Here is a 23,440-nt window from a genome sequence, read left to right on the forward strand (position 1 = left end):
GGACCCTGGCCGACGGCTGGGCCTACGCCCGACTCTATGAGTCGACCCGCCAACGCAACGACGCCCTACCCGGCTGGCTGCACTTCTACAATCACCACCGCGCTCACTCCGCCATCGGCGGCCAGCCACCAGTCACCAGGCTGACCAACCTCCCTGGACATCACACCTAGACCGTCCAGGTTCCGCCCCGTGCTGTGGGTGGGGTCCTCGGCGGGGCCGCGCTCGCCGTGCCGGAGCCGGGTCCTCACCGTGGGTCGGCGCCCTCTCCTGACCAGGGCGTCCCGACCGACCGGCGCGGCCGCGACGGGCACTCTCACCCGATGCCCGAGCGATTCCCAGCGCGGTCACAGGGTCGTCTCAGGGTCGCGGCGCACAGTTGCACCATGACCGAGAACGGGCCGGGAACGGGCGAGCCGTCCGACGGACGGACCTCCACCGCAGGCGGCGCCACCGACCCCGTCCGGCCCGCACCGCGTCACGAGGGGGCGGCCCCCGCCCACCCGACCGGCGACGACGGCACCCGCGCACAGGAGGCGACCACCGTGACCGACACCGACCACCGGCAGCAGGGCGGCAGCCAGGGGCCCCAGACTCCGCCGCCGTGGGCGACGACGAGCAACCCCACGATCCCGGCGTACGGCGCGGGGAGCCCGCCCACCTCGGTCTACCCGCCGTTCCCCCAGCAGGGTCCGGCACCGAAGCCGCCGCGCCGGTTCGGCGCCGGCCTGGCCGCCGTCGCGCTGACGGCCGCCCTGGTCGGCGGTGCGGCCGGGGTCGGCGGTGCCTACCTGGTGCTGGACGGCCCTTCCTCGCAGGCCACGCTGACCAGCGCCCCCGCACCCGGCACCCCGGCCACCCCGGCCGACGGCTCGATCGCCGGCGCCGCGGCCGCGATCACCCCGAGCACGGTGGACATCCAGGTCCGCACCGCTCAGGGTCTCGCCGAGGGCTCCGGGGTCATCCTGACCTCCGACGGCCAGATCCTCACCAACAACCACGTGGTGGCGAACGCCGCCGGCGGCGGCCGGATCACCGTGTCCACCTCCGACGGCAGGCAGTACACCGCGACCGTCGTCGGCACCTCCCCCAGCTACGACCTCGCCGTCATCAAGCTGCAGGGCGCCCGGGACCTCAAGCCCGCGACCCTCGGGGAGTCCTCGAGCGTGCAGGTCGGCGAGCAGGTCGTCGCGAACGGCTCCCCGCAGGGCCTGTCCGGCACCGTCACCGCGGGCATCGTCTCCGCGCTGAACCGGACCGTCACCGCGGGCGGCGACGGCCAGCCCCTGGTCGTCTACAACGGTCTGCAGACCGACGCCCCGATCAACGAGGGCAACTCCGGCGGCCCGCTGGTCAACCTCGCCGGGCAGGTCGTCGGCATCAACTCCGCGATCGCCACCGCCGGCCAGAGCTCCGGCTCGATCGGACTGGGCTTCGCGATCCCGGTCGACACGGCCAAGCGGGTCGCCCAGGAACTGATGGACTCCGGCGTCGCGACCAAGCCGCAGCTCGGTGTGCAGGGCGCGGTGTCGGCCTCCCGCGGCGCCCCGAGCGAGACCGCGGGCGCACAGATCGCGGCAGTGGAGCCGAACTCGCCCGCGGCGACCGCGGGGATCAAGGCGGGCGACGTGGTCACCAAGGTCAACGAGTACCCGGTGTCGAGCTTCGCGGACCTGATCGCCCGGGTCGGCAACTTCGCCCCCGGCCAGCAGGTCACGCTGACCGTCGGCAGCGGCTCCGGTGCCCGCGAGGTGCCGGTGACCCTGGGCAGCGTGAAGGACACCGCCGCCGCGACCGCCCAGAACGGGGCGCGGACCGTGCCGCAGGACGGCTCCTCCGGCGAGCTGCCGTTCGGCATCAACCCCTTCGGCGACGGCAACTGATTCGATCTCCCCGGGGCGACGCCACGCCCCGGGCACCCGCTCCGGCCGGGCGCGACACCCCCCTCCCGTCGCGCCCGGCCGGTTCCGTGTGTGCCGCCGGTGGGCCGTCCGGTCTCAGCCGACGGGGTGGCGGGCCCGCAGGCGGGACCGCACCCGTCCGGCCAGCGCCGTGACCGCGGCGACGACGGCCACCAGCCCGATCGCGAGCAGCGCCGCCACCACCGGGGAGTCGGTGAGGTTGCCGGTCAGCACCCCGAGCACGCCGTAGAGCAGCGTCCACAGCACCGCACCGGCCGCGACGGCGGGCACCAGCTTCGCCCAGGTCATCCCCGACACCGCGGCCGCGATCAGGGTCGGCACCCGCCCCGCCGGGGCGACCCGTCCGACCAGCACGACCAGCCAGCCGCGCTCGGCGAACGCGCCGCGCATGCGTTCGATCCGGGCCGCGGTGCGCGCGCCACCAAGCCGCCCGCCCGCGACCGCGGCGCGGACCGGGTCACCGGCCAGCCGGGCGACGGCGAAGGTGACGAGGTCACCCAGCAGGGCCGCGGCGAAGGACAGCAGCAGCACCACCGGCAGCGACAGCGCGGAGCTCGTCATCGCCGTCGCGGCGGCGGCACCGACGATCGCACCGGTCGGCACCACCGGCAGCACCGACCCGAGCAGCACTCCTCCGGCGACGACGAGGTAGGCGATCCGCCCGGCGTCCGGGCTGAGCTCGGCCTCGAGCCAGTCCTGCGCGGGTGCAGCCAGCAGCTGCAGCGCGCTCACGCCGGAGTCCCGACGGCGGCACCGGGCGGGAGCACCAGGGTGCGGGTGGGCAGCCCGGCCGCGGCGACGGCGTCGGCGACGTCGTACGGCGGGCGCACGAGCAGCTCCCGCATCCGGGACCCGGTCCGCCCCGGGACCGAGCACAGCCCGGCGACGGCGAGGGTCCCCCAGTGCACCGGCACCGCGACGGCCGGTGCCAGCCGCCGGACGGCCTCGGCGGCACCGGCCGGGTCGAGGTGCCCCGGCCCCAGGCTCGGGCCCCAGCCCCACACCGGCACCGCGGCGAGGTCGATCGGGCCCTGGGCGGCGACGTCGTCGAGCCCGGGGAACAGCCCGGTGTCCCCGGCGACGTAGACGCGCAGCCCGTCGAAGACGCGGGTCTGCCCGACGGCGAGCTCGGAGACCCGGGCGACGCCGCGGCGGCGGAGCCAGTCGCCCGCCCCCGTGGGCACCACGACCTCCACCGACCGCGGCAGCCGGCGCAGCGAGGCCAGGTGCAGGTGGTCGGCGTGCAGGTGGGAGATCAGGACCAGGTCGACCCCCGCGGGCCACGCCGGGTCGACGGCCGGCGCGGTACGGCGCAACGGGCCGACCGAGTTCCCCAGCACCGGGTCGGTGAGGACGGTGCGGCCACCGATCCGCAGTCGCAGGGTGCTGTGGCCGAGGAAGGTCGTCTCCGGCAGGTCCACACCGGCGAGTATCCCCTCAGGCGTTGCCGAGGACCCGGTCGACCGCGATCTGCAGCACCACCCGCCGGGGGTTCGGCCGGGGCTGCTTGTACTCGGCGGCGTAGCGGCGCTCGGCGTCGGCGACCACGTCGGGCTCGTCCCGCACGACGGCGCGGCCCTCCAGGGTGGACCAGGTGCGGCCGTCGACGACGGTGACGCTGACCCGGGCCCCGTCCGGCCCGGCCGCGGCGACGTTGCGCGCCTTCTGCGACCCGCCGCTGCAGATCACCCGGGCGGTGCGCTCGGCCACGTCGACGGTCACCCCCACCGGCGCCGCGTGCGGGGTGCCGTCGCGGCGCAGGGTCACCAGGACGCACGGGCGGCGCTGGGACCAGAGGTCGACGAACGCGTCGGAGACGCCGTCGTCGAGCGACCGGCGACGGCGACGGGGCGGGTCGGGGGTGGTCGTCACGTCGCCATCCTGGACGTCGTGCCGCCCCGGGCGCGCCCGGCACGCCGAGGACACGGTCACTCCGGGCGACACCACCCGCCCCGGTGATCCCCGTACGGGCGACTTGTCTGGCCCCGCCGACCGGGTGTCGTTTCACTCTCCGCCATCGGACAGGGCGTCCCGTTCGCCCCACCGGTCACGAGGATCACGTTCGTCACAGGGAGTGGATCATGACCGCACGTTCGCTCGTCCGCCGCACCGGCGCCGTCGCCGCCACCGTCACCCTCGCCGCACTCGCCGGGCTCCCGCTGGCCGGGGCGGCGTCGGCCGCGGAACCGGCCGCCACCCCGGTGACGAGCGTCGTCACGGCCCCGGCCCAGGAGGACACCGAGGAGCCGCCGGTCGAGGACCCAGCCGACGACGCGACGCCGGCCGACGCCCCTGACGCCACCGACCCGGACGCCACCGACCCCGAGGAGACGACGCCCGAGGAGACGACCACGGCTCCGGAGACGACCACTCCCGCGGCCGGTGCTCCCACCGCCGGGCGCGGCAGCGACCTGGACTGCGTCGACCTCTCCCGCGCCCAGGCCCAGGCGGTGCTCGCCGCCGACCCCTCCGACCCGCACAACCTGGACCGCGACGGCGACGGCCGGGCCTGCGAGGGCCCGGACCTCGTCGCGGCGGCCGGCACCGGGCAGGTGCGCGCGGTCCCCGGCGGCGGTGTCGAGGCCGGTGACGGCTCCGGCGGCGCCGGGGTCGACCCGACGGTGTTCCTGCTGGTCGGGACCGGTGCGGTCCTTGCCGCCGGGGCGGGTGTCGTCGTGTGGAGCGGGCGCCGCACCGGCCGCGCCTCGCTCCCCCTGACCACCCGCCACTCGTGACCCGCACCCCCGCGCACACCGGTCCGCAGGGCACGAGGCCGGTCGGACGCGGGCGCTGCGGCCCCGCGTGCGGGGCCGGTGCGCGGGAGCTGCCCGGGCCGCACGGCCGCCGCGGGCCGCGTGGGGTGCGACGGGTGTGGTGGGGGGTGCTCGTCGTGCTGGCGCTGGCCGTGCCGCTCGGGGCGCCGCCGGTGGCGATCGGCGGAACGGTGCCGCCGCTGCCCACGACCACGCTCCGCCCGGCGGCGGCCCCGCTGCCGCCGTCGGAGCCGGTGCGGGTGCGGGCGCCCACGATCGGGCTCGACAGCGGGCTCGTCCCGCTCGGCCTGACCGGGCGGGGGACGCTGGAGGTGCCACCCGACGGTGCCGCCACCGGCTGGTACACCGGCGCCCCCGCGCCGGGCTCCCGGGGGCCTGCGGTGCTCGCGGCGCACGTCGACTGGGACCACGAGCCGGGCCCGTTCTTCCGGCTGCACGCGCTCGCCCCCGGTGACCTGGTGTCGGTCGACCGCGCCGACGGCACCACCGCGACCTTCGAGGTGCAGGCGGTCCGTCGCTACGCCAAGGACCGCTTCCCCACCGCGGCCGTCTACGGTGACCTGCCCGGCGCGGGCCTGCGGATGATCACCTGCGGCGGGACGTTCGACCGGGGCGTGCGCAGCTACACCGACAACGTGGTGGTGCTCGCCTCGCTGGTCGACCCGGGCCGCGGCCCGGTGTAGACGCCGGTCGGCCGGAACCGCAGACCGGGCTCGGCGTACTCCTCCAGGGCGTGCGCCACCCAGCCGACGGCCCGGGCGCAGGCGAACAGCAGCTCGCCGGCGTCGGGGCGCAGGTCGTGGGCGTGCATCAGCGCGGCGAGCGCGAGGTCGACGTTCGGGGCGGGGCCGCCCCCACCCCGGTCCATCCCCGCGACGACGGCGTCGACGCAGGCCATGATGCGGTCCGCGACCGGGTCCGCGCGGAGCCGGTCGAACAGCACCGTCGCGCGCGGGTCGGTGCCCCGGTACACCGAGTGCCCGAAGCCCGGGACCCGCTCGCCGGCCCGCAGCCGCTGGGCGAGCGCGCCGGACGGGTCGTCCAGGGCCTCGGCGAGGAAGCGGTGGGCGAGCCCGCTGACCAGGCCGTGGCGGGGCCCGTCCAGGGCACCGAGCCCGGCCGAGACGACGGCGTGCACGTCGGCCAGGGTGCTCGCGGCGACCCGGGCGGCGACGGTCGACGACGCCAGGCCGTGGTCGGCGAGCAGGACCAGCGCGGCGCGGACGTGCCCGGCCGTCGCCGGCGCGGGCGCCCGGCCCGGGGCACGGAGCAGCGCCGGCAGCAGCCGCTCCGCCAGGTCGGCCGGTCCGGACCCCGGGTCCCCGGCGAGTGCGGTCACGACCGTCCCCAGCAGCGCCGACGCCGTCGCCACCACCGCGCCCGGCCGGGCGGCGGCACGCAGCGGGTCGGCGGCGGCCACCGCGGCGACGGCGAGCCGGAACCGGTCGGTCGCCCGCGCCCCGGCGGGGGCGGCGGCGAGCACGGCGCGCGCCGGGGCGAGCAGGTCCGGGGCGGCGTCGAACGACACCCGGCCCGGCACCTCCCAGAGCAGCGCCGCGACGTGCTCGAGGTCCGCCGACCCCGCGAGCGCCGGGGCCGCCACCCCGCGGAACCACGGCCCCCCGTCGGCGACGAGTGTGATCCGCGTCCTGATGCGCTCGACCGTCCCGGACGGTTCCCCCGCCTCCCGGCCGCGCGCGGCGAGGGCCTCCACCTCGTCCTGGGCGAACCGGCTGCCCCGCCGCTGCGCGCCGCGCACGCTGGTCAGCAGCCCGCGGCTGGCGTAGGCGTACACGGTCTCCCGCTTCACGCCGAGGCGCTCCGCGGTCTCGGCGACGGTCAGGTACTCCACGTGATGGACCGTATCAACATTGATCCGATCAATATTGACAACGATTGCCGACGGGCGGACGGTCCGGTCATGACCAGCACCGACAGCAGCGGCACCGCCGCCCCGCAGGTCCCACCGGGCCTGCGCGGCGTCGCCGTCACCAGTACCCGGATCGGGGACGTCCGCGGGGACGAGGGCTTCTACCACTACGGCCCGTACTCCGCGGTCGACCTCGCGCGCACCCGCACCTTCGACGACGTGTGGTTCCTGTTCGTCCACGGCCGCCTCCCGGGCACCGCCGAGCTCGCCGAGTTCGCCGCCACCACCGCGCAGCGCCGGGCCCTGCCCGACGCCGTCGCCGCGCAGCTGCCCGCGATCGCCGACGCCTGCGGGCCCGACCTGCTCGCCGGGCTGCGCACCGCGCTGTCGCTGCTCGGCCCGCAGCACGGGATGCGCCCGCTCTGGGACGACCCGACGGCGGGCCCCCGCGACGCCGCGACCGTCTGTGCCGCGACACCGACCGTCCTCGCCGCGCTGCACCGGCTGCGTCACGGCCTCGACCCGGTCGCCCCGCGCGCCGACCTGTCCTCCGCCGCGAACTGGCTGTGGATGCTGGCCGGTGCCGAGCCCGCGCCGGCGCACGTCCGCGCGCTCGACGCCTACCTCGTGGCGACGGTGGACCACGGCTTCAACGCCTCCACCTTCACCGCCCGGGTGGTCGCCTCCACCGGCGCCGACGTCGCGTCCTGCGTGGTCGCCGCGCTCGGCGCGTTCGCCGGGCCGCTGCACGGGGGCGCCCCCGACCGCGCGCTGGAGAGCCTCGACGCGATCGACCGTGACGCCGGCGGCTCGCCCGAGCGTTGGGTGGCCGACCGGCTCGCCGCGGGGATGCGGATCATGGGCTTCGGCCACGCCGTCTACCGCGGGCCGGACCCGCGCTCGGCGCTGCTGCGCGAGGTGGCCGCGGAGCTGGGCGGGCCGCTGCCCGCGCGGGCCGCCGACGTCGAACGGCGGGTCGCCGCCACCCTCGCCGAGCTGCGTCCGGATCACCCGCTGTTCGCGAACGTGGAGTTCCACGCGGGCGTGGTGATGGAGGGCTGCGGGATCCCACGCAGCATGTTCACGCCGACGTTCGCGGTCAGCCGGGTCGTCGGCTGGTGTGCACACGTGCTGGAGCAGGCCGCCGAGCGCCGGCTGATCCGTCCCTCCGCGGTCTACGACGGCCCGCCGCCGCCCGAGCCGGTCCCGCCGCGCGCGGAGTGACCCGGCTTGCCGGACGGGTGACCGGCGTGCTCATCTGATGGGTGACTCCCGCTTCGGCGGGGGTCCGCCGTCAGCACGATCCGTCACCCCACCACGGAGGTCGAGTGTTCCGGGCACGCCGTCCGCACCAGCAGCCCGAGAGCGCCCACCCCGGGGGAACCGCACCGGCGCCGCCGCGCCCCGGCGTCGCGATCGCCGCCCTGGCCTCCTGCGGACTGCTCGTCTCGCTGGTCCAGACCATGGTCGTGCCGCTGCTGCCGCGGTTCCCCGAGCTGCTCGACGTCAGCGGGTCGACGGCGTCGTGGCTGATCACCGCCAACCTCGTCGCCGGCGCGGTGTCGGCGCCGGTGCTGGGGCGCCTCGGCGACATGTTCGGCAAGCGCCGGATGCTGCTCGTGGCGCTCGGCCTGGTCGGGGCGGGGTCACTGCTCGGCGCGCTGGCGCCCGGGATCGAGCTGCTGCTCGTCGCCCGGGTGCTGCAGGGCGCCGCGTTCGGGGTGATCGCGCTCGGGATGAGCCTGATGCGCGACGTCCTGCCCGCCGACCGGGTCGGCTCCGGGGTCGGGCTGATGTCGTCCTCGCTCGGCTTCGGCGGGGCCATCGGGCTGCCGATCACCGGCGTCGTCGCCCAGTTCGCGAGCTGGCGCTGGTTGTTCGCCGGGGCCGCGGTGCTCGGCGTGCTGCAGATCCTGCTGGTCCGGCGGCTGGTGGCCGAATCACGGCTGCGCACCGGCGGCCGGTTCGACGTGCCGGGGGCGTTCGGTGTCGGCGGGGCACTGGTGTGCCTGCTGCTGGCGATCTCCAAGGGCGACGACTGGGGCTGGACCTCGGCGACCGTGCTCGGCCTGTTCGCCGGCACCGTGGTGCTGGTGGCCGCGACCGCCTGGTACGAGCTGCGTGTCCCCGCGCCGCTGGTGGACCTGCGGGTCTCGGCACGGCCCGCCGTGCTGCTGACCAACCTCGCCTCGGTGCTGGTGGGCTTCGCGATGTTCGCGGGCTTCGTGCTCGCCACGCAGATCCTGCAGGCGCCGGTCACGACCGGCTACGGGTTCGGGCTCTCGCTCGTCGTCGCGGGGCTGGTGCTGCTGCCGATGGGCGGGTCGATGGTGGTGTTCTCCTCGGCCTCGGCCCGGCTGTCGCGGCTGAGGGGCCCGCGCACCACCCTCGTGGTCGGCACGCTGCTGCTCGGGGCGGGCAACTTCGCCTTCGCCGCGATGCCCTCGACGGTGCCGCTCCTGATGGCCGCCTCGACCGTGGCCGCGGTCGGCGCCGCGCTCGCCTACTCGGCGATCCCACTGACGATCATGCGGGCGGTGCCGGAGTCGGAGACCGCCGCGGCGAACAGCCTCAACACCCTGGCCCGTCAGCTCGGCACGAGCTCGTGCACCGCGGTCGTCGCCGCGGTGACGGCGACCTACGTGCTCGGCGACGGCGGACCGCCCTCGGCCACGGCGTACACGATCTCCTTCGTCGCGGCGGGCGCCGCCGGGCTGCTCGCCACGGTTCTGGTGCTGCTCACGCCCGCGCCGAAGGCGGAGACCGTCGCGGCCCCGGCCCCCGCCACCGCCCACGGCTGAACACCGGAGCGCCCCGGAACGGTGTCCGGGGAATTCGGGATCGCATTCCGCAGTCGCATTCCCACCGTGCGCCGCCGGGCGGCCGCCGCGGCGCGCGCGTGCGACCGTCCACATCGGAGGCCGAACCCCCGCACTCCCCCGTTCGGACGATGGCGCACACCCCGGGGCACGGGTGACGATCACCGCGCGGACTGTGACGCCGACGACCATGCCCCTGGCGGCGTGTACACGTGCCGGGACCGACCGGCCACGCCCGGTGATCGTTCCACTGTGGACGAGCCCGCCCGTCAACCTGCGGGTCTGCGGAGCTCTTTCCGAGAACCGGCGAGTAGACCGACCGGTAACATTCTCGCCGGTAACAGTCGGAGTTGACCGACCATCCGTGAGAGCGCACACTCGGCGGCTGGATCACATTCCGATCGTGACTGTTCATCGATAGCGTTGCAGGCACCGCAACCGATCCGATCGACCAGGCCGCACCGCGTCCCGCCTGGCGATTCCGCCGGTCGTCGCCGCTGCTGGAGGTCGTCACATGAAACCGTTCGTGGTCAACAACCACGACCGACTGGTCTTTCCCGCCAATTTTCTCGGTGAACTCGATTTTTCCGTCATCGACGACCTGGAACAGTTCACGGCCATCGTCGGTCGCGATTTCGAGGCAAAGGCGCCCACCGGCACCGACATCCTGGAGCGGGTCACCAGCGGTGCCTACGAGAGTCGCTTCGCGCTGCTGCGCGACACGAGCCAGAACCTGTTCTGGGTCAACCGGTACACGCTCACCATGTTCGAGAAGCGCCCGACCCGCTGGCGTGACCTCCCCCGCCACCGCGCCGACGTCTTCCTCCCGCTGCTCACCCCCTGGCGCGACGGTGACAAGAAGGTCCGGGCCGTCGCCGACGCCTTCGCCGCGCTCCCCACCACCTGGGAGGAGGAGACCGAGCGCCGCATCTTCGACCTCCTCTTCGACGTCTACGGCAACCGCCGTCACCACGCGACCGAGCTGCCCGCGGTCAAGCCGACCGTCGAGCAGTTCCTCACCACGCCCGGCGCGCAGACCTTCGTCGTGCCCCACCACGACCCGGACTACCCGGTCTTCTCCTTCACCGAGATCCTCGACGCGCACGCCGAGCGCCCCGAGCTCGAGGCCCTGACCCGGTGGGCGATGGTGCTGCACAACCAGTACCCCTGGGACCGTGCCGCCACCGAGCTGCGCACCGCCGAGGAGATCGGCGACGACGAGTACGTCATCGCCTTCCACCCGCGCAACCGCGACGTCGAGCAGTTCCTGGACCGCGCCACCGGCGCCCGCCCGGCGCGTCGCGGCCGGCTCTCCACCCAGTCCGACCCGGTCGAGCCCGTCGCCCCGCTGCTCCCGATCCGGGTGCGCGAGGCGTTCGCGGTGCAGCCGAAGGTGGAGGCGCTCGCCGTCGTCCGGGGTGAGCACGTCTGCTCCAACGACGACGTCGTCCGCAACTCCGCGTTCTCCTGGTCACCGATGAGTGCCGACGAGATCGCCGCCAAGACCGGCATCGACCAGCGCCGCTACACCGAGCTCGACATCGAGGACCTGGCCTGGGCCGCCGCGGTCCGCGCGCTGGAGCACTCCGGCCGCGACCGCTCCGAGATCGGCGCCGTGCTCGTCGCCACCTGCACCAGCGAGCGGCTCATCCCGTCGCTGTCGACGTGGCTGTCCGGTCGCCTGGGCCTGCTGCAGACGCACTGCTCGGCCGACATCATCGCCGCCTGCGCCGGGCTGCCCTACGCCCTGTCCGAGGCCGTGCGCCAGCTGCAGGAGGTGAACCGACCGGTCCTGCTGGTCTGCGTCGAGAAGTTCTCCGACAAGATCGGCAACGTCCGCACCTCGCGGATGATCTTCGGCGACGGCGCGGCCGCGATGGTCATCGCCCCGGCCGCCGAGGGCGAGCGCGGCGACGTCGACCTGCTGCAGACCTACGCGTCGGGCCCGGACACCCAGGTGAACTCGATCATCTGGCCGAACCCGGAGTTCGACAACGACATCACCGTCTACGGCCCCGAGGTCAAGGCGCTGGTCGCCCGCTACCTGGCGCAGATGATCGACGAGCTCACCGAGCAGGCCGGGCCCGACGGCGAGGGCACGATGCTCGACGCGGTCGACCTGATCGTCCCGCACCAGGCGAACAAGACGATGATCCTGCAGCTCGCGGGCAAGGCGGGACTCTCGGCCGACCAGCTGTACTTCAACATCGAGTCGATGGGCAACGTGTCCGCGGCATCCATCCCGATCGCGCTGTTCGACTCCGTGGCCGACGGCGTGGTGGCCGGCCGGACCCGGGTCTTCGCGTCCGGCTTCGGGGCCGGCGCGGTGGGCGGCTACGCGGTGCTGGAGATCGACCCGGCCGTGATGGCGCCGGAGGTCCACCTGGACCCGACGGCCGCCGCGGTGGCCGAGCCGGCCGTCGCCCCGACCTCCGACGACGTCCGCATCGCCTTCGGCGAGTAGCACGACCGGGTGACACGGGCCACAGTGGGCGGGAAGATCCCTGTCCGAGAGGTGAGCCCGCCCGCATTCCGGCACAGCCCGGGCGACCGTCCGTACCGACCCGCCGACCGCACGACGACGATGTCGGTGCGGCACCCCGCCGCCACCTCGTCGTCGCACTCGTAGGAGCAGTGAACCCCAGCCATGTTCTCGCGCATCGCCATCGTCAATCGCGGCGAGCCCGCCATGCGGCTCATCAACGCCGTCCGTGAGTGGAACGCCCAGAACGGGCCCGACCGCCGCCTGCGCACGATCGCGCTGCACACCGCCGTCGACCGCCGCGCGATGTACGTCCGTGAGGCCGACGAGGCCGTCCTGATCGGTCCGGACGACCCGGACCACATGGGCGCGAGCCCCTACCTCGACCACGCCGAGCTGGAGCGCGCGCTGCGTGTCACCCGCGCCGACGCGGTCTGGCCCGGCTGGGGCTTCGTGTCGGAGAAGGCCGAGTTCGCGGAGCTGTGCGAGCGGCTGGGGATCACCTTCGTCGGGCCGTCGGCGGAGGTCATGCGCCGGCTCGGGGACAAGATCGCGTCCAAGCAGCTGGCCGAGTCGGTCGGGGTGCCGATGGCGCCCTGGTCGGGCGGCCCGGTGGCCGACGTCGAGGCGGCCCGCAAGACCGCCGAGACCGTCGGCTACCCGCTGATGGTGAAGGCCACCGCGGGCGGCGGGGGGCGCGGCATCCGCTACGTGGCGGGCCCCGAGCAGCTCGACGAGGCCTTCGAGCGGGCCGCGTCGGAGGCGTCGAGGACCGCGGGCGACGCGACCGTGTTCCTGGAGCGCGCGGTGTCCGGCGGTCGGCACGTCGAGGTGCAGGTCGTCGCCGACGCCACCGGCGACGTCTGGACCCTCGGGGTGCGCGACTGCTCGGTGCAGCGGCGCAACCAGAAGGTGATCGAGGAGTCGGCCTCCACCGCGCTCGACCCCACGCAGGAGGAGCTGCTGCGCAGCTCGGCCGCCGAGCTGGCCCGCGCCGCGGGCTACGTCAACGCCGGCACCGTCGAGTTCCTCTACCAGCCCGAGGAGAAGCTGCTCTCCTTCCTCGAGGTCAACACCCGGCTGCAGGTCGAGCACCCGGTCACCGAGGCGTGCACCGGCGTCGACATCGTCAAGCTGCAGCTGCACGTCGCCGCGGGCGGCACGCTCGCCGAGGTCGCCCGCGAGGTGCCGGCGGCGCAGGGCTGGGCGATCGAGGCCCGGCTGACCGCCGAGGACCCGGAGCGCGAGTTCGCCCCCGCGCCGGGCCGCATCGAGCACCTGGCGCTGCCGTCCGGCCCCGGCATCCGGGTCGACACCGGCGTGGCCGCGGGTGACGTCATCCCGCCGCAGTTCGACTCCATGATCGCCAAGGTGATCGCCTGGGGCCGCGACCGCGACGAGGCCCGCGCACGGCTGTCCCGGGCACTGCGCCAGACCGCCGCGGTGATCGACGGCGGCTCCACGAACAAGGCGTTCCTGCTGGACCTGCTCGACCGCGACGAGTTCCGCTCGGGCGAGCTGCAGACCACCTGGCTCGACGGCATGATGGCCGAGGGCTACGCACCACCCCGCCGGCTCGACGTCGCGCTGCTCGCCACCGCCGTGCTCAGCCACGACGGCCACGTCGCCCGCCAGCAGGAGCGGCTGTTCCGCTCCGCGGAGGCCGGCCGGCCCGAGGTGGGCTACGAGACCTGGCACCAGACCGACGTCACCGTCGCCGGGCAGTCCTACAAGCTCAAGGTCGCCCGGACCCGCGCCGGGCGCTACACCGTCGAGCTGGACGGGACCTCGGTCGACGTCGACGTCGAGCGCAACGGCGCCTACGAGCGCCGGCTCACCGTCGGCGACCGGTCCTGGACCGTGCTGTCGGTCGCGCAGGAGGCGGACTACCTCGTCGAGGTCGACGGCGCCGTGCACCGCATCTCGGGCGGCGAGGCCGGCATCGTCCGCGCACCGGCCCCGGCGATGGTCGTCGCGCTGCCGGTCACCGCGGGCCAGACCGTGGCCGAGGGCGACACCCTCGCGATCGTCGAGTCGATGAAGCTGGAGACCTCGCTGCGGGCGCCGTTCGACGGCACCGTCGCCGAGATCCTCGTCCCGGCCAACACCCAGGTCGACGGCGGCACGAAGCTCGTGCGGCTGGAGCCGTCGGCCGACGCGGACTCCGCGGCCCCCAGCGGGGAGCGCGCCGACCTCTCCGCGTTCGCCGCGACCGGCGCCGACACCGACCCCGCCGCGACCGCGGCCGACGCGCTGTCCGCGCTGCGCTTCCAGGTGCTGGGCTTCGACGTCGACGAGCGCCAGGCCCGCCCGCAGCTGCGACGCCTCGCCCGCGCCCGTGAGCAGCTGGCGGCCGACGACCCGGCCGTGCTGGCCGGGGAGACCGCCGTCCTGCAGATCTTCGCCGACCTGTGCCAGCTCTCGCGCAACCGGTCCGAGACCGACGACGAGACCGGCGAGACCGAGCGCAACCCGCAGGAGTACCTCTACGCCTACCTGCGCTCCCGTGACGCCGAGGACGAGGGCCTGCCCGAGTCCTTCCAGGCCAAGCTGCGCCGGGCGCTGGCCCACTACGGCGTCGCCGAGATCGACGGTGGCGCGGGCCGCGCCGACGATCTCGGCCCGGCGCTGTACCGGATGTTCCTGGCCCACCGCCGCGCGCCGCAGCAGGTGCCGGTGGTGCTGGACCTGTTGAACTGGCGGCTGCGCCACCCGGAGTCGGTCGCGCACCTGTCCCCCGCGGCGCGCGAGGACTACCTGCGCACGCTCGACGAGGTCGTCGTCGCCACCCAGCTGCGGCACCCGGTCGTCGGCGACACCGCCCGGCTGGTGCGCTACCGCGCGTTCGACGCGCCGGTCGTCGCGGCCGAGCGGGACCGGGCGCTCGCCGAGGTCCGGGAGAGCCTCGACGTGCTGGCCGAGAACCCCGACGCCGACGACCGGGCGCGCCGGATCGCCGCGCTCGTCGGCTCCTCGGAGCCGATCCTCGGCGTGTTCGGCGAGCGGCACGACGCCGTCCTGCTGGAGGTCATGACCCGGCGCTACTACCGGGTGCGGGTGCTGCGCGACCTCGAGCTCGTCGAGCACGCGGGCAAGCCGCTGCTGACCGCCCGCTACCAGCACCTCGGCCGGGACCGCACGCTCTTCGCCTCGGTGATCGACAACAACGACCCGGCCGCCGCGCGGGCCGTGGCCGACGAGCTGCGCCGCCGCGTCGGCGAGCTCGACGGGGACCGCACCGCACTCGTCGACCTCTACGTCACCTCGACCAAGGCCGACGACGGCGGCGACCCCGACGCCCGCGCCGAGCGCGTCCGCGCCGCCCTGGGGAAGGTGCCCGCGCACCTGCACCGGGTCGCCGTCGCCGTCCGCCCGAACCCGCGCGCCGAGGGCACAGCGAGCGAGGAGGCCGAGCCGCCGACCTGGTTCACCTTCCGGCCCGACGAGACCGGCGAGCTGGTCGAGGACCGCACGCTGCGCGGCATGCACCCGCTCGTCGCGGACCGGCTGCGGCTGTGGCGCTTCCGCGACTTCGAGCTGCACCGACTGCCCGCCGCCACCGATGTGCACCTGTTCCGTGCCACCGGCCGCGAGGTCACCGCCGACGACCGGCTCGTCGCGATGGCCGACGTCCGCGAGCTGACCGTGCTGCGCGACGAGGAGACCGGCAAGGTCCGCTCGCTGCCGCAGTTCGAGCGGGCGCTCGACGCCTGCATCAACTCGCTGCGTGCCGCCCGCGCCGGGGACCGCACGCTGGCCCGGATGTCGTGGAACCGGATCGCCCTCTACGTGTGGCCGGAGGTCGACGTCCCGCTCGCCGAGCTGGACTCGGTGGTCCGGCGGCTCGCGCCGCGCACGGCCAACCTCGGCCTGGAGCAGGTCCTCGTCGAGTTCCGCACGGCCGACCCGCAGGTCACCGGGGGTCAGGGCGGTCCGCGCTCCATGCTGCTGCGCATGTCGCGCCCGCCCGGCGCGGGGCTGCAGGTCAAGCTCGACCAGCCCCCGACCGAGCCGATGCGCGAGCTCGACGCCTACGACCAGAAGGTGCTCAAGGCCCGTCGCCGCGGCGCCGTCTACCCGTACGAGATCGTCCCGCTGCTCACCGCCCCGATCGACGCCGGCCCGGGCACCTGGCAGGAGTACGACCTCGTCGACCCGGACGACCCGGCCCTGCCGGTGCCGGTCGACCGCGCACCCGGCGGCAACACGGCCAACCTCGTGCTCGGCGTCGTCTCGGTGCCGACCCGGCGCTACCCGGAGGGCATGAAGCGGGTCGTGCTGCTCGGCGACCCGACCCGGGCCCTCGGCGCGATCGCCGAGCCGGAGTGCCGCCGGGTGCTGGCCGCGATCCACCTGGCCCGCGAGCTGGACGTGCCGATCGAGTGGTTCGCCGTCTCGGCCGGCGCGAAGATCGCGATGGACTCCGGCACCGAGAACATGGACTGGATCTCCCGGGTGCTGCGCGGGATCATCGAGTTCACCCAGGACGGCGGGGAGCTCAACGTCGTCGTCACCGGCATCAACGTCGGCGCCCAGCCCTACTGGAACGCCGAGGCCACGATGCTCATGCACACCAAGGGCATCCTGGTGATGACGCCGGACTCGGCCATGGTGCTGACCGGCAAGCACTCGCTGGACTTCTCCGGCGGGGTGTCGGCCGAGGACAACTTCGGCATCGGCGGCTACGACCGGATCATGGGCCCGAACGGGCAGGCGCAGTACTGGGCGCCGGACCTGAGCGGTGCCGTCGGCGTCCTGCTTCAGCACTACGCCCACACCTGGACCCAGCCGGGCGAGCGGTTCCCGCGGCCCGCCCCGACCACCGACCCCGTCTCCCGCGACGTCACGACCGCCCCGCACTCCGGGCCGAACTGCGAGTTCAGCACGCTCGGCGAGATCTGGGCGCCGGAGACCAACCGGGAGCGCAAGAAGCCGTTCGACATCCGCTCGGTGCTGCGCGGCGTCGCCGACGCCGACCACCCGACGTCGGAGCGGTGGGCCGACATGCACGACGCCGAGTCGGTCGTCGCGCTCGACGCCCACCTCGGCGGCCAGCCGATCGCGATGATCGGCATCGAGTCGCGACCGCTGCCGCGGCGCGGGCCGCGCCCGGTCGACGGGCCGTCCCAGTTCACCGCCGGGACGCTGTTCCCACGCTCCTCGCGCAAGTGCGCGCGGGCCATCAACGCCGCGTCGGGCAACCGGCCGTTGGTCGTGCTGGCGAACCTGTCCGGGTTCGACGGCTCGCCGGAGTCGCTGCGCGGCCTGCAGCTGGAGAACGGCGCCGAGATCGGCCGGGCCATCGTCAACTTCGACGGCCCGATCGTGTTCTGCGTGGTCTCCCGCTACCACGGCGGCGCGTTCGTGGTGTTCTCTGGAACGCTGAACGACAACATGGAGGTCGCCGCGATCACCGGCTCCTACGCCTCCGTGCTCGGCGGGGCGCCCGCGGCGGCCGTCGTGTTCGCCGGCGAGGTCAACGACCGCACCGCCAAGGACGAGCGGATCACCGACCTGGAGGCCCGGATCACCCGGGCCGTCACCGACGGCGACGAGGCGACGGCGGCCCGGCTGCGCGGAGACCTCGCCACGCTCCGCCCGGACGTCCGCTCCGAGAAGCTCGGCCAGGTCGCGGAGGAGTTCGACACCAAGCACTCCATCGAGCGGGCGCGGTCCGTCGGCTCGGTGCACCGGATCGTCAGCCCCGACCAGCTCCGGCCCTACCTGGCCGATGCGGTCCAGCGGGGCATGAAGCGCACACTCGACACCCTTGGAGGAACCGCATGACCGCGATCACCGACACCAACCCGGAGCAGCGCGTCGCCATCGTGACCGGGGGTGCGCGCGGGATCGGTGCGGCGATCACCACCGCGCTGGCGCGCACCGGCGTGCACGTGGCCGCCGGGTACTCGTCCAACTCCAAGGCCGCCGACGAGCTGAAGGGCAAGCTGGAGGCCGAGGGCGCGTCGATCTCGGTGCACCAGGGCAACGTCGGCTCGCCCGAGGACTGCCAGCGGGTCGTGTCCGAGGTGCTGGAGCAGAAGGGTCGCGTCGACTACCTGATCAACAACGCCGGCATCACCGTCGACAAGACCGTTCGCAAGCTGACCGTCGACGACTGGCACGCCGTGCTGCGGATCAACCTGTCGGGCGCGTTCTACATGAGCAAGGCCGTGCTGGAGCACATGACCGGCAACGAGTTCGGCCGGATCGTGAACATCTCCTCGGTGATCGGCCAGATCGGTTCGATCGGGCAGGCGAACTACGCCTCCTCCAAGGCGGGGCTGATCGGCTTCTCCAAGTCCCTCGCCCAGGAGGTCGCGAAGAAGGGCGTCACGGTCAACTGCGTCGCCCCCGGCTTCATCGAGACCGAGATGGTCGCCGCGGTGCCGGAGAAGGCGCTGGAGAAGATCGTCTCGAAGATCCCGGTCGGCCGTCTCGGCCAGGCCGACGAGATCGCCCGGGCCGTGCAGTTCCTCGTCGACGACCGCGCCGGGTACGTGACCGGCTCGGTGATCAGTGTGAACGGCGGGCTGGACATGGCGTCCTGACCGTCGTTCTCCCCGGCCGAGGGCCTCGCACAGCGTCGTGCGGGGCCCTCGTGCGTACCCCGGGCTCAGCCGCGGCGGCAGAGGCCCTTGGCCGCCAGCACCCGCGCGACGGCGGTGTCGTTGTCCTGCGCCGTGATCCGCCCGTCGGCCAGCGCCTTCTCCGCGGCGTCGAGCAACGGTGCGACCGGGGTGACGTTGGAGAACAGCGCCATGTCCGCGCCCGCGGTCAGGGCCCGGGTCGTGGCCTCGGCCAGCCCGAAGCGGTCGGTGATCGCCTTCATCGCACCGAGGTCGTCGGTCATGGCGAGACCGTCGAACCGGTAGTCCTCGCGCAGCAGCCGGTAGGCGGCCGGGGCGATGCTGGTGGGCACGTCGGTGGTCAGGCCGGGGACGTCGAGGTGGCCGAGCATGACCCCGACCCGCCCGTCGAGCGGCTTCCCCGGTCCGACGAGGTCGGCGTAGGGCTGCAGGTCACCGGCGCGCAGCTCCTCCAGCGGCGGGGTGCTCACCGACCCCTTGTGCGAGTCACCGGAGCTGTGCCCGTGGCCGGGGAAGTGCTTGAGGACGCCGAACACCCCGCCGGCCTCCTGCCCCTGCACCCAGGCCGCGGCGTAGCGGGTGACGGTGGCCGGGTCGTCGGAGAACGACCGGTCCCCGATGACCGCGGTGCGCGGCTGGTCGGAGACGTCCACCGACGGTGCGAGGTTCCAGGTCACGCCGCGGGCCGTCAGCTGTTCGGCGCGCTTGCGGGCGATCTCGGTGACCTGCTCGGGGCTGTCGGACGCGGCCATCTGCCGGGCGCTGGGGACGTCGCCGTCGAGCTCGTCGATGCGCTGGACCCGGCCGCCCTCCTCGTCGACGGCGACGGCCAGCGGCGTACGGGAGGCCTTCTGCAGGGCCGCGAGCCGGCCGTCCTGCAGCAGCGCGGTCGCGTTGCCGCCGAGGAACACCCCGCCGACCTGCGAGTCCCGCACGATCGCGGTCGCACCGGCCGGGTCGGCCGCGTCCACCCCGACCATCAGACGCTGGGCGAGCCGGTCGCGGGGGGACAGCGCCGCCACCATCGGGGCGCAGGTGTCCGGGTCCGGCGCCGGCTGGGCCCGGGCCGCATCCGGACCGGCGTCCGACTGTGGGACGCCGGTGCTGTTCGCGGTGAGCTGCGGCCCGGCGACGGCGACGAGCCCCGCCGTCAGCGCGCCCACGACGGCGGCAGTGAGCAGTCCGGTGCTGCGACGACGTCGCTGCCGGAGCACGGGGTGGGGTCGTCCAGGCACTCGCATCGCGACCATCGTGACAGGCCCTCGCCGGTCCGGCGCCCCCGCCGCGCCGCCACCGGCTCCCCCGGACCGCACGCGGCCGGGCCCTCCCGTCGGTGCCCGGAGTCCCCCGCCGTCGCCACGGCGGGGACCCCGACGCCGCGGTCAGCCGATCGCGGGGACCCGCTCGGACTCCGGCGGCGGGCCGGGCGGGGTGCCGTCGCCGAACGGGCGCCCGCCCAGCTCCTCGCGGCCGTGTGGGCTCGTCCAGCCGGCGAGGTCGGGCCCCTTCGGGACGATCCCGGTCGGGTTCACCGACGCGTGCACGCCGTAGTAGTGCTGCTTGACCTGCTCGAAGTCGATGGTGTCGCCGAAGCCGGGGGTCTGGAACAGGTCCCGGGCGTAGGCCCACAGCACCGGCAGCTCGGTCAGCTTGTGCCGGTTGGCCTTGAAGTGGCCGTGGTAGGCGGCGTCGAAGCGGACCAGGGTCACCCACAGCCGGATGTCGGCCTGGGTGATCGAGTCCCCGACCAGGTAGCGGCGCGTCGACAGGTGCTGCGACAGCTCGTCCATCCGGGACCAGAGGGCGTCGTAGGCGCGGTCGTAGGCGCGCTGGGACGAGGCGAACCCGCACTTGTAGACGCCGTTGTTGACGTCGTGGAAGATCCCCTTCCCGATCTGCTCGATCGCCTCCGGGTCGGTCCACAGGTCCGGTGCGCCGTCGCGGTGGAACTCCCGCCACTCGGTGGACAGGTCCCGCTCCAGCAGCGCGTACTCGTTGGTGACGACCTTGCCCGAGGCGACCTCCACCATCGCGGGGACGGTGACGCCCTCGGCGTAGCCGGGGACGGCCTTCTCGTAGGCCTCGCGCAGGTACTCGATCCCGAGCACCGGGTCGACGTTCCCCGGGTCGAGGTGGAAGCGCCAGTTGCGCTCGTCGTGCAGCGGGCCCGCGATGCCCAGCGAGATCGCGTCCTCCAGCCCGAGCAGCCGCCGGGTGATGATCACCCGGTTCGCCCACGGGCAGGCGCGCGCACCGACGAGGCGGTAGCGGCCCGCCTCCACCGGCCACGGCGACGACCCGTCGGCCGTGATCCGCTCGGCCACCCCGAGCGCCTCCCGCACGAACTCACCGCTGTCCTGGTCGGTCCCCATGCCCGCCAACGCTAGTCCTGTGGTCGGATGGGCGCATGAGCGTCGACGGTGACCTCGAACGCGGTCTGACCGAGCTGGTCGCGCCGGGTTCCCGGGTGGCACTGGCCGACGGCTGTGGTCTCCCCTACGCGCTCGCCCGGCCGCTGTCGCGAGCGGCGGCCCGGGCCGGAGGTGTGCGGCTGGTGCTGGGCTGGGTGCCCGGCCCGGCCCCGGATCTCGACCCGGACGCGTTCGCCGACATCCGCACCGTCGTCGGCGGACCGGGGGCACGGGTGTTGATCGAGGTCGGGCACGCCCACCGGGTGCCCGCCCGGCTCTCCGCGGTGCCGGCACTGCTCGCCGGTCCGCTGCGGCCGGACCTGCTGCTCGCCACCGTCGTCCGCGACGACGCCGGCGACCTGCGGTTCGGCGCCGAGGTGTCCTGGATGCGCGGTCTGGCCGAGGCCGGGGTCCCGGTCGCCGCACTGGTGTCGGCCTCGGCCCCGCACGCCGACACCGGACCTCCGCTGCGCGGGGTGGCCGTGCTCGGCGAGGTCGACGGACCGGTCGGGGCGCCACACACCGTCGGCACCCCGCCCCCGACCGACGCCGACCGGGCCGTCGCGGCCGCGGTCGCCGCTCTGGTCCCGGCCGGGGCACGGATCCAGTTCGGGCCGGGCCGGCTGGCAGCGGCGCTGGTCGCGGCCCTGGACGTGCCGGTCGCAGTGGACTCCGGGCTGCTCGCCGACCCGGTCGTCGACCTCGACGAGCGCGGGCTGCTGCGCGGCACCCCGACCTCGACGGCCCTCTACGGCAGCCCCCGGCTGCACGACTGGGCCGATCGGCTCGGCCGGGCCGGGCGGGCGACCGTGCGCCCGATCGAGTACACCCACGACGTCTCCCGGCTGACCTCGGCCCCGGGGCCGCTGGTCGCGCTGAACACCGCCCTGGAGATCGACCTCGACGGCCAGGTCAACGTCGAGGGGGTCGCAGGGTCGGCGGCCGGGATGATCGGCGGGCACCCGGACTTCGCGGCCGCCGCGGCACGCGGGCCGGGCCTGTCGGTGATCGCGTTGCCGTCCGCGCACCGCGGCCGCCCGACGCTCGTCGAGCGGCTCGGCGGGCCGGTCACCACGCCGTCGCACGACGTCGACGTGGTCGTCACCGACCGGGGCACGGCGGATCTGCGGGGGCTCGGCCGCGGCGAACGGCGGCGCGCGCTGAGCTCCCTGTGGGGCGGCGCCGTTGCGCCGGACGGATGAACTCGAATCCATGGCGTGACCGGAGTCACCCATCACCCGGGGTGAGTGGATGGGCGCCGCCCCGGGCGCGGCCCGTCGTGGCCGAGCCTCGGTGACTCCGCGTCCCTACCGGACCGACGGCGTGTGACGGCCGTATGACGTCACTGGTGGGCCCGCGCGCCGCCCGGTCCTGTCCGGGCCCGGCCGCCGCCGTGCGGTGAGACCCCGGATGACCGGCCGAGTTGCGCATAGCACAACGCGGGCGGCCGATCCAGGATCACCCTCGGTGAGCGGACAGGGGCCGCGGGGGCACCTACGGTCGGGCCGTCCAGCACCCGAGCGCCGAGGAGGCGCGCCACATGACGGCAGACCAGGAGTTCGGCGACGCGCCGACCGAGGTCCGCGAGTCCACCCACTACCGGCAGGAGTACGTGCAGACGTTCGTCGACAAGTGGGACGAGCTGATCGACTGGCGGGCCCGCTACGCCAGCGAGGGGAGGTTCTTCGTCGAGCAGCTCCGCAGGCGCGGGGTCACCAGCGTCCTCGACGTGGCGACCGGCACCGGCTTCCACTCCGTCCGGCTGCTGGAGGAGGGCTTCGAGACCGTCGTCTCCGCCGACGGCAGCGCCGAGATGCTGGCGAAGGCCTTCGCGAACGGGATGAAGTTCGGTGGGCACGTCCTGCGCGTCGTGCAGGCCGACTGGCGGTGGCTCAACCGGGACGTGCACGGCGAGTACGACGCGATCATCTGTCTCGGGAACTCGTTCACGCACCTGTTCTCCGAGCGTGACCGTCGCAAGGCGCTCGCCGAGTTCTACGCCATGCTCTCCCACGACGGTGTGCTGATCCTCGACCAGCGCAACTACGACGCGATCCTGGACAACGGCTTCAGCTCCACGCACCAGTACTACTACTGCGGCGACGACGTCGTGGCCGAACCGGAGTACGTCGACGACGGCCTGGCCCGGTTCCGCTACGGCTTCCCGGACGGCTCCCGCTACCACCTCAACATGTTCCCGCTGCGCAAGGACTACACCCGGCGGCTCATGCAGGAGGTCGGGTTCCAGCGGATCGACACCTACGGCGACTTCCAGTCGACCTACGCCGACGACGAGCCCGACTTCTTCGTGCACATCGCCGAGAAGGCCTACCTCGACCAGGAGGACGTCGCGTGACGCGGACGCCCGAGCACACCGCCGAGCACACCGCCCGGTCGTACTACGACTCCGACGACGCCGACACCTTCTACGCGCGGGTCTGGGGCGGTGAGGACATCCACGTCGGGCCTGTGCAACGAACGGTGGTTCCGGCCCGACACGCCGGACCTCAGCGTCCGGCGGGATGGGCACTGTGAGTGATGACATCAGACCCTATGGGCTCTGCTGAGAACGAGA

Annotated in this window: 16 protein-coding genes and 1 pseudogene; 11 read left to right on the forward strand and 6 right to left on the reverse strand. The window is 74.5% G+C overall.

Annotated features, from left to right (window positions below):
- Positions 1–170: integrase core domain-containing protein (locus tag FVA95_RS22475; protein ID WP_149662779.1), on the forward strand; the 170-nt coding region annotated here is incomplete at its 5' end.
- Between the two features lie 213 nt (positions 171–383).
- Positions 384–1,880, forward strand: coding sequence for a S1C family serine protease (locus FVA95_RS22480; RefSeq protein ID WP_149665926.1), 1,497 nt, complete (start codon positions 384–386; stop codon positions 1,878–1,880).
- Between the two features lie 114 nt (positions 1,881–1,994).
- On the opposite strand, the gene FVA95_RS22485 is transcribed toward FVA95_RS22480, so the two are convergent.
- The 3 genes from FVA95_RS22485 to FVA95_RS22495 are packed head-to-tail and all read right to left on the reverse strand — an operon-like array spanning position 1,995 to position 3,791.
- Positions 1,995–2,651, reverse strand: coding sequence for a DedA family protein (locus FVA95_RS22485; protein WP_240051670.1), 657 nt, complete (start codon positions 2,649–2,651; stop codon positions 1,995–1,997).
- Positions 2,648–3,340 (reverse strand): MBL fold metallo-hydrolase, encoded by a 693-nt coding sequence (locus tag FVA95_RS22490; protein WP_149665927.1) that lies wholly within the window; start codon positions 3,338–3,340, stop codon positions 2,648–2,650. The genes FVA95_RS22485 and FVA95_RS22490 overlap by 4 nt, the downstream gene beginning before the upstream one ends.
- A 16-nt stretch (positions 3,341–3,356) precedes the next feature.
- Positions 3,357–3,791, reverse strand: coding sequence for a TIGR03618 family F420-dependent PPOX class oxidoreductase (locus FVA95_RS22495; RefSeq protein WP_149665928.1), 435 nt, complete (start codon positions 3,789–3,791; stop codon positions 3,357–3,359).
- A gap of 209 nt (positions 3,792–4,000) precedes the next feature.
- Between FVA95_RS22495 and FVA95_RS22500 the strand changes: the two genes are divergently transcribed.
- Together FVA95_RS22500 and FVA95_RS22505 are read left to right on the forward strand one after the other, a co-directional pair.
- On the forward strand, positions 4,001–4,654 hold the full coding sequence (locus tag FVA95_RS22500) for an excalibur calcium-binding domain-containing protein (protein ID WP_149665929.1): 654 nt from the start codon (positions 4,001–4,003) through the stop codon (positions 4,652–4,654).
- Complete coding sequence (locus FVA95_RS22505; RefSeq protein WP_240051671.1) at positions 4,651–5,376, forward strand: class F sortase; 726 nt, start codon at positions 4,651–4,653, stop codon at positions 5,374–5,376. Before FVA95_RS22500 ends, FVA95_RS22505 begins: the two co-directional genes overlap by 4 nt.
- Here the strand turns inward: FVA95_RS22505 and FVA95_RS22510 are convergent.
- Positions 5,316–6,545, reverse strand: coding sequence for a citrate synthase (locus FVA95_RS22510; RefSeq protein WP_205015939.1), 1,230 nt, complete (start codon positions 6,543–6,545; stop codon positions 5,316–5,318). The genes FVA95_RS22505 and FVA95_RS22510 overlap by 61 nt on opposite strands.
- Positions 6,546–6,614: 69 nt before the next feature.
- On the opposite strand from FVA95_RS22510, the gene FVA95_RS22515 reads away from it, so the two are divergent.
- The 5 genes from FVA95_RS22515 to FVA95_RS22535 all read left to right on the forward strand — a co-directional run bounded on the left by FVA95_RS22515 (position 6,615) and on the right by FVA95_RS22535 (position 18,415).
- The gene (locus tag FVA95_RS22515) at positions 6,615–7,787 is read left to right on the forward strand and encodes a citrate/2-methylcitrate synthase (RefSeq protein WP_149665930.1); all 1,173 of its coding nucleotides are present in this window, start codon (positions 6,615–6,617) and stop codon (positions 7,785–7,787) included.
- 104 nt (positions 7,788–7,891) lie between these two features.
- A complete protein-coding gene (locus tag FVA95_RS22520) occupies positions 7,892–9,364 on the forward strand; it encodes an MFS transporter (protein WP_149665931.1) in 1,473 nt (490 codons plus the stop codon).
- Positions 9,365–9,896: 532 nt separating this feature from the next.
- Complete coding sequence (locus FVA95_RS22525; RefSeq protein WP_149665932.1) at positions 9,897–11,846, forward strand: 3-oxoacyl-ACP synthase III family protein; 1,950 nt, start codon at positions 9,897–9,899, stop codon at positions 11,844–11,846.
- A gap of 183 nt (positions 11,847–12,029) precedes the next feature.
- Positions 12,030–17,651 carry a biotin carboxylase N-terminal domain-containing protein gene (locus FVA95_RS22530; RefSeq protein WP_149665933.1) on the forward strand — a complete coding sequence of 1,874 codons (5,622 nt, stop codon included), beginning with the start codon at positions 12,030–12,032 and terminating at the stop codon, positions 17,649–17,651.
- Positions 17,648–18,415 (forward strand): beta-ketoacyl-ACP reductase, encoded by a 768-nt coding sequence (locus FVA95_RS22535; RefSeq protein WP_149665934.1) that lies wholly within the window; start codon positions 17,648–17,650, stop codon positions 18,413–18,415. The genes FVA95_RS22530 and FVA95_RS22535 overlap by 4 nt, the downstream gene beginning before the upstream one ends.
- A 65-nt stretch (positions 18,416–18,480) precedes the next feature.
- Here the strand turns inward: FVA95_RS22535 and FVA95_RS22540 are convergent, their stop codons facing one another.
- Entirely contained in the window at positions 18,481–19,695 is a 1,215-nt protein-coding gene (locus FVA95_RS22540; RefSeq protein WP_149665935.1) for a glycoside hydrolase family 3 N-terminal domain-containing protein, read from the reverse strand.
- A gap of 141 nt (positions 19,696–19,836) precedes the next feature.
- On the reverse strand, positions 19,837–20,826 hold the full coding sequence (locus FVA95_RS22545; protein ID WP_149665936.1) for a glutathione S-transferase family protein: 990 nt from the start codon (positions 20,824–20,826) through the stop codon (positions 19,837–19,839).
- 35 nt (positions 20,827–20,861) lie between these two features.
- Here FVA95_RS22545 and FVA95_RS22550 point away from each other — a divergent pair, with 35 nt between their 5' ends.
- Together FVA95_RS22550 and FVA95_RS22555 are read left to right on the forward strand one after the other, a co-directional pair.
- Positions 20,862–22,067: an acetyl-CoA hydrolase/transferase C-terminal domain-containing protein gene (locus FVA95_RS22550; protein ID WP_149665937.1), complete on the forward strand. Its 1,206-nt coding sequence runs from the start codon at positions 20,862–20,864 to the stop codon at positions 22,065–22,067.
- A gap of 338 nt (positions 22,068–22,405) precedes the next feature.
- Positions 22,406–23,340: pseudogene (locus tag FVA95_RS22555) on the forward strand (class I SAM-dependent methyltransferase); the annotation flags it as partial.
- Positions 23,341–23,440 lie beyond the last annotated feature (100 nt).

It is taken from the genome of Pseudonocardia sp. EV170527-09 (genome assembly GCF_008369905.1).
Lineage (GTDB): Bacteria > Actinomycetota > Actinomycetes > Mycobacteriales > Pseudonocardiaceae > Pseudonocardia.

Coding starts and splice junctions, on each gene's coding strand:
- FVA95_RS22480 (WP_149665926.1), top strand. CDS start 384: ATGACCGAGAACGGGCCGGGAACGGGCGAGCCGTCCGACGGACGGACC.
- FVA95_RS22500 (WP_149665929.1), top strand. CDS start 4,001: ATGACCGCACGTTCGCTCGTCCGCCGCACCGGCGCCGTCGCCGCCACC.
- FVA95_RS22515 (WP_149665930.1), top strand. CDS start 6,615: ATGACCAGCACCGACAGCAGCGGCACCGCCGCCCCGCAGGTCCCACCG.
- FVA95_RS22525 (WP_149665932.1), top strand. CDS start 9,897: ATGAAACCGTTCGTGGTCAACAACCACGACCGACTGGTCTTTCCCGCC.
- FVA95_RS22530 (WP_149665933.1), top strand. CDS start 12,030: ATGTTCTCGCGCATCGCCATCGTCAATCGCGGCGAGCCCGCCATGCGG.
- FVA95_RS22535 (WP_149665934.1), top strand. CDS start 17,648: ATGACCGCGATCACCGACACCAACCCGGAGCAGCGCGTCGCCATCGTG.
- FVA95_RS22540 (WP_149665935.1), bottom strand. CDS start 19,695: ATGCGAGTGCCTGGACGACCCCACCCCGTGCTCCGGCAGCGACGTCGT.
- FVA95_RS22545 (WP_149665936.1), bottom strand. CDS start 20,826: ATGGGGACCGACCAGGACAGCGGTGAGTTCGTGCGGGAGGCGCTCGGG.
- FVA95_RS22550 (WP_149665937.1), top strand. CDS start 20,862: ATGAGCGTCGACGGTGACCTCGAACGCGGTCTGACCGAGCTGGTCGCG.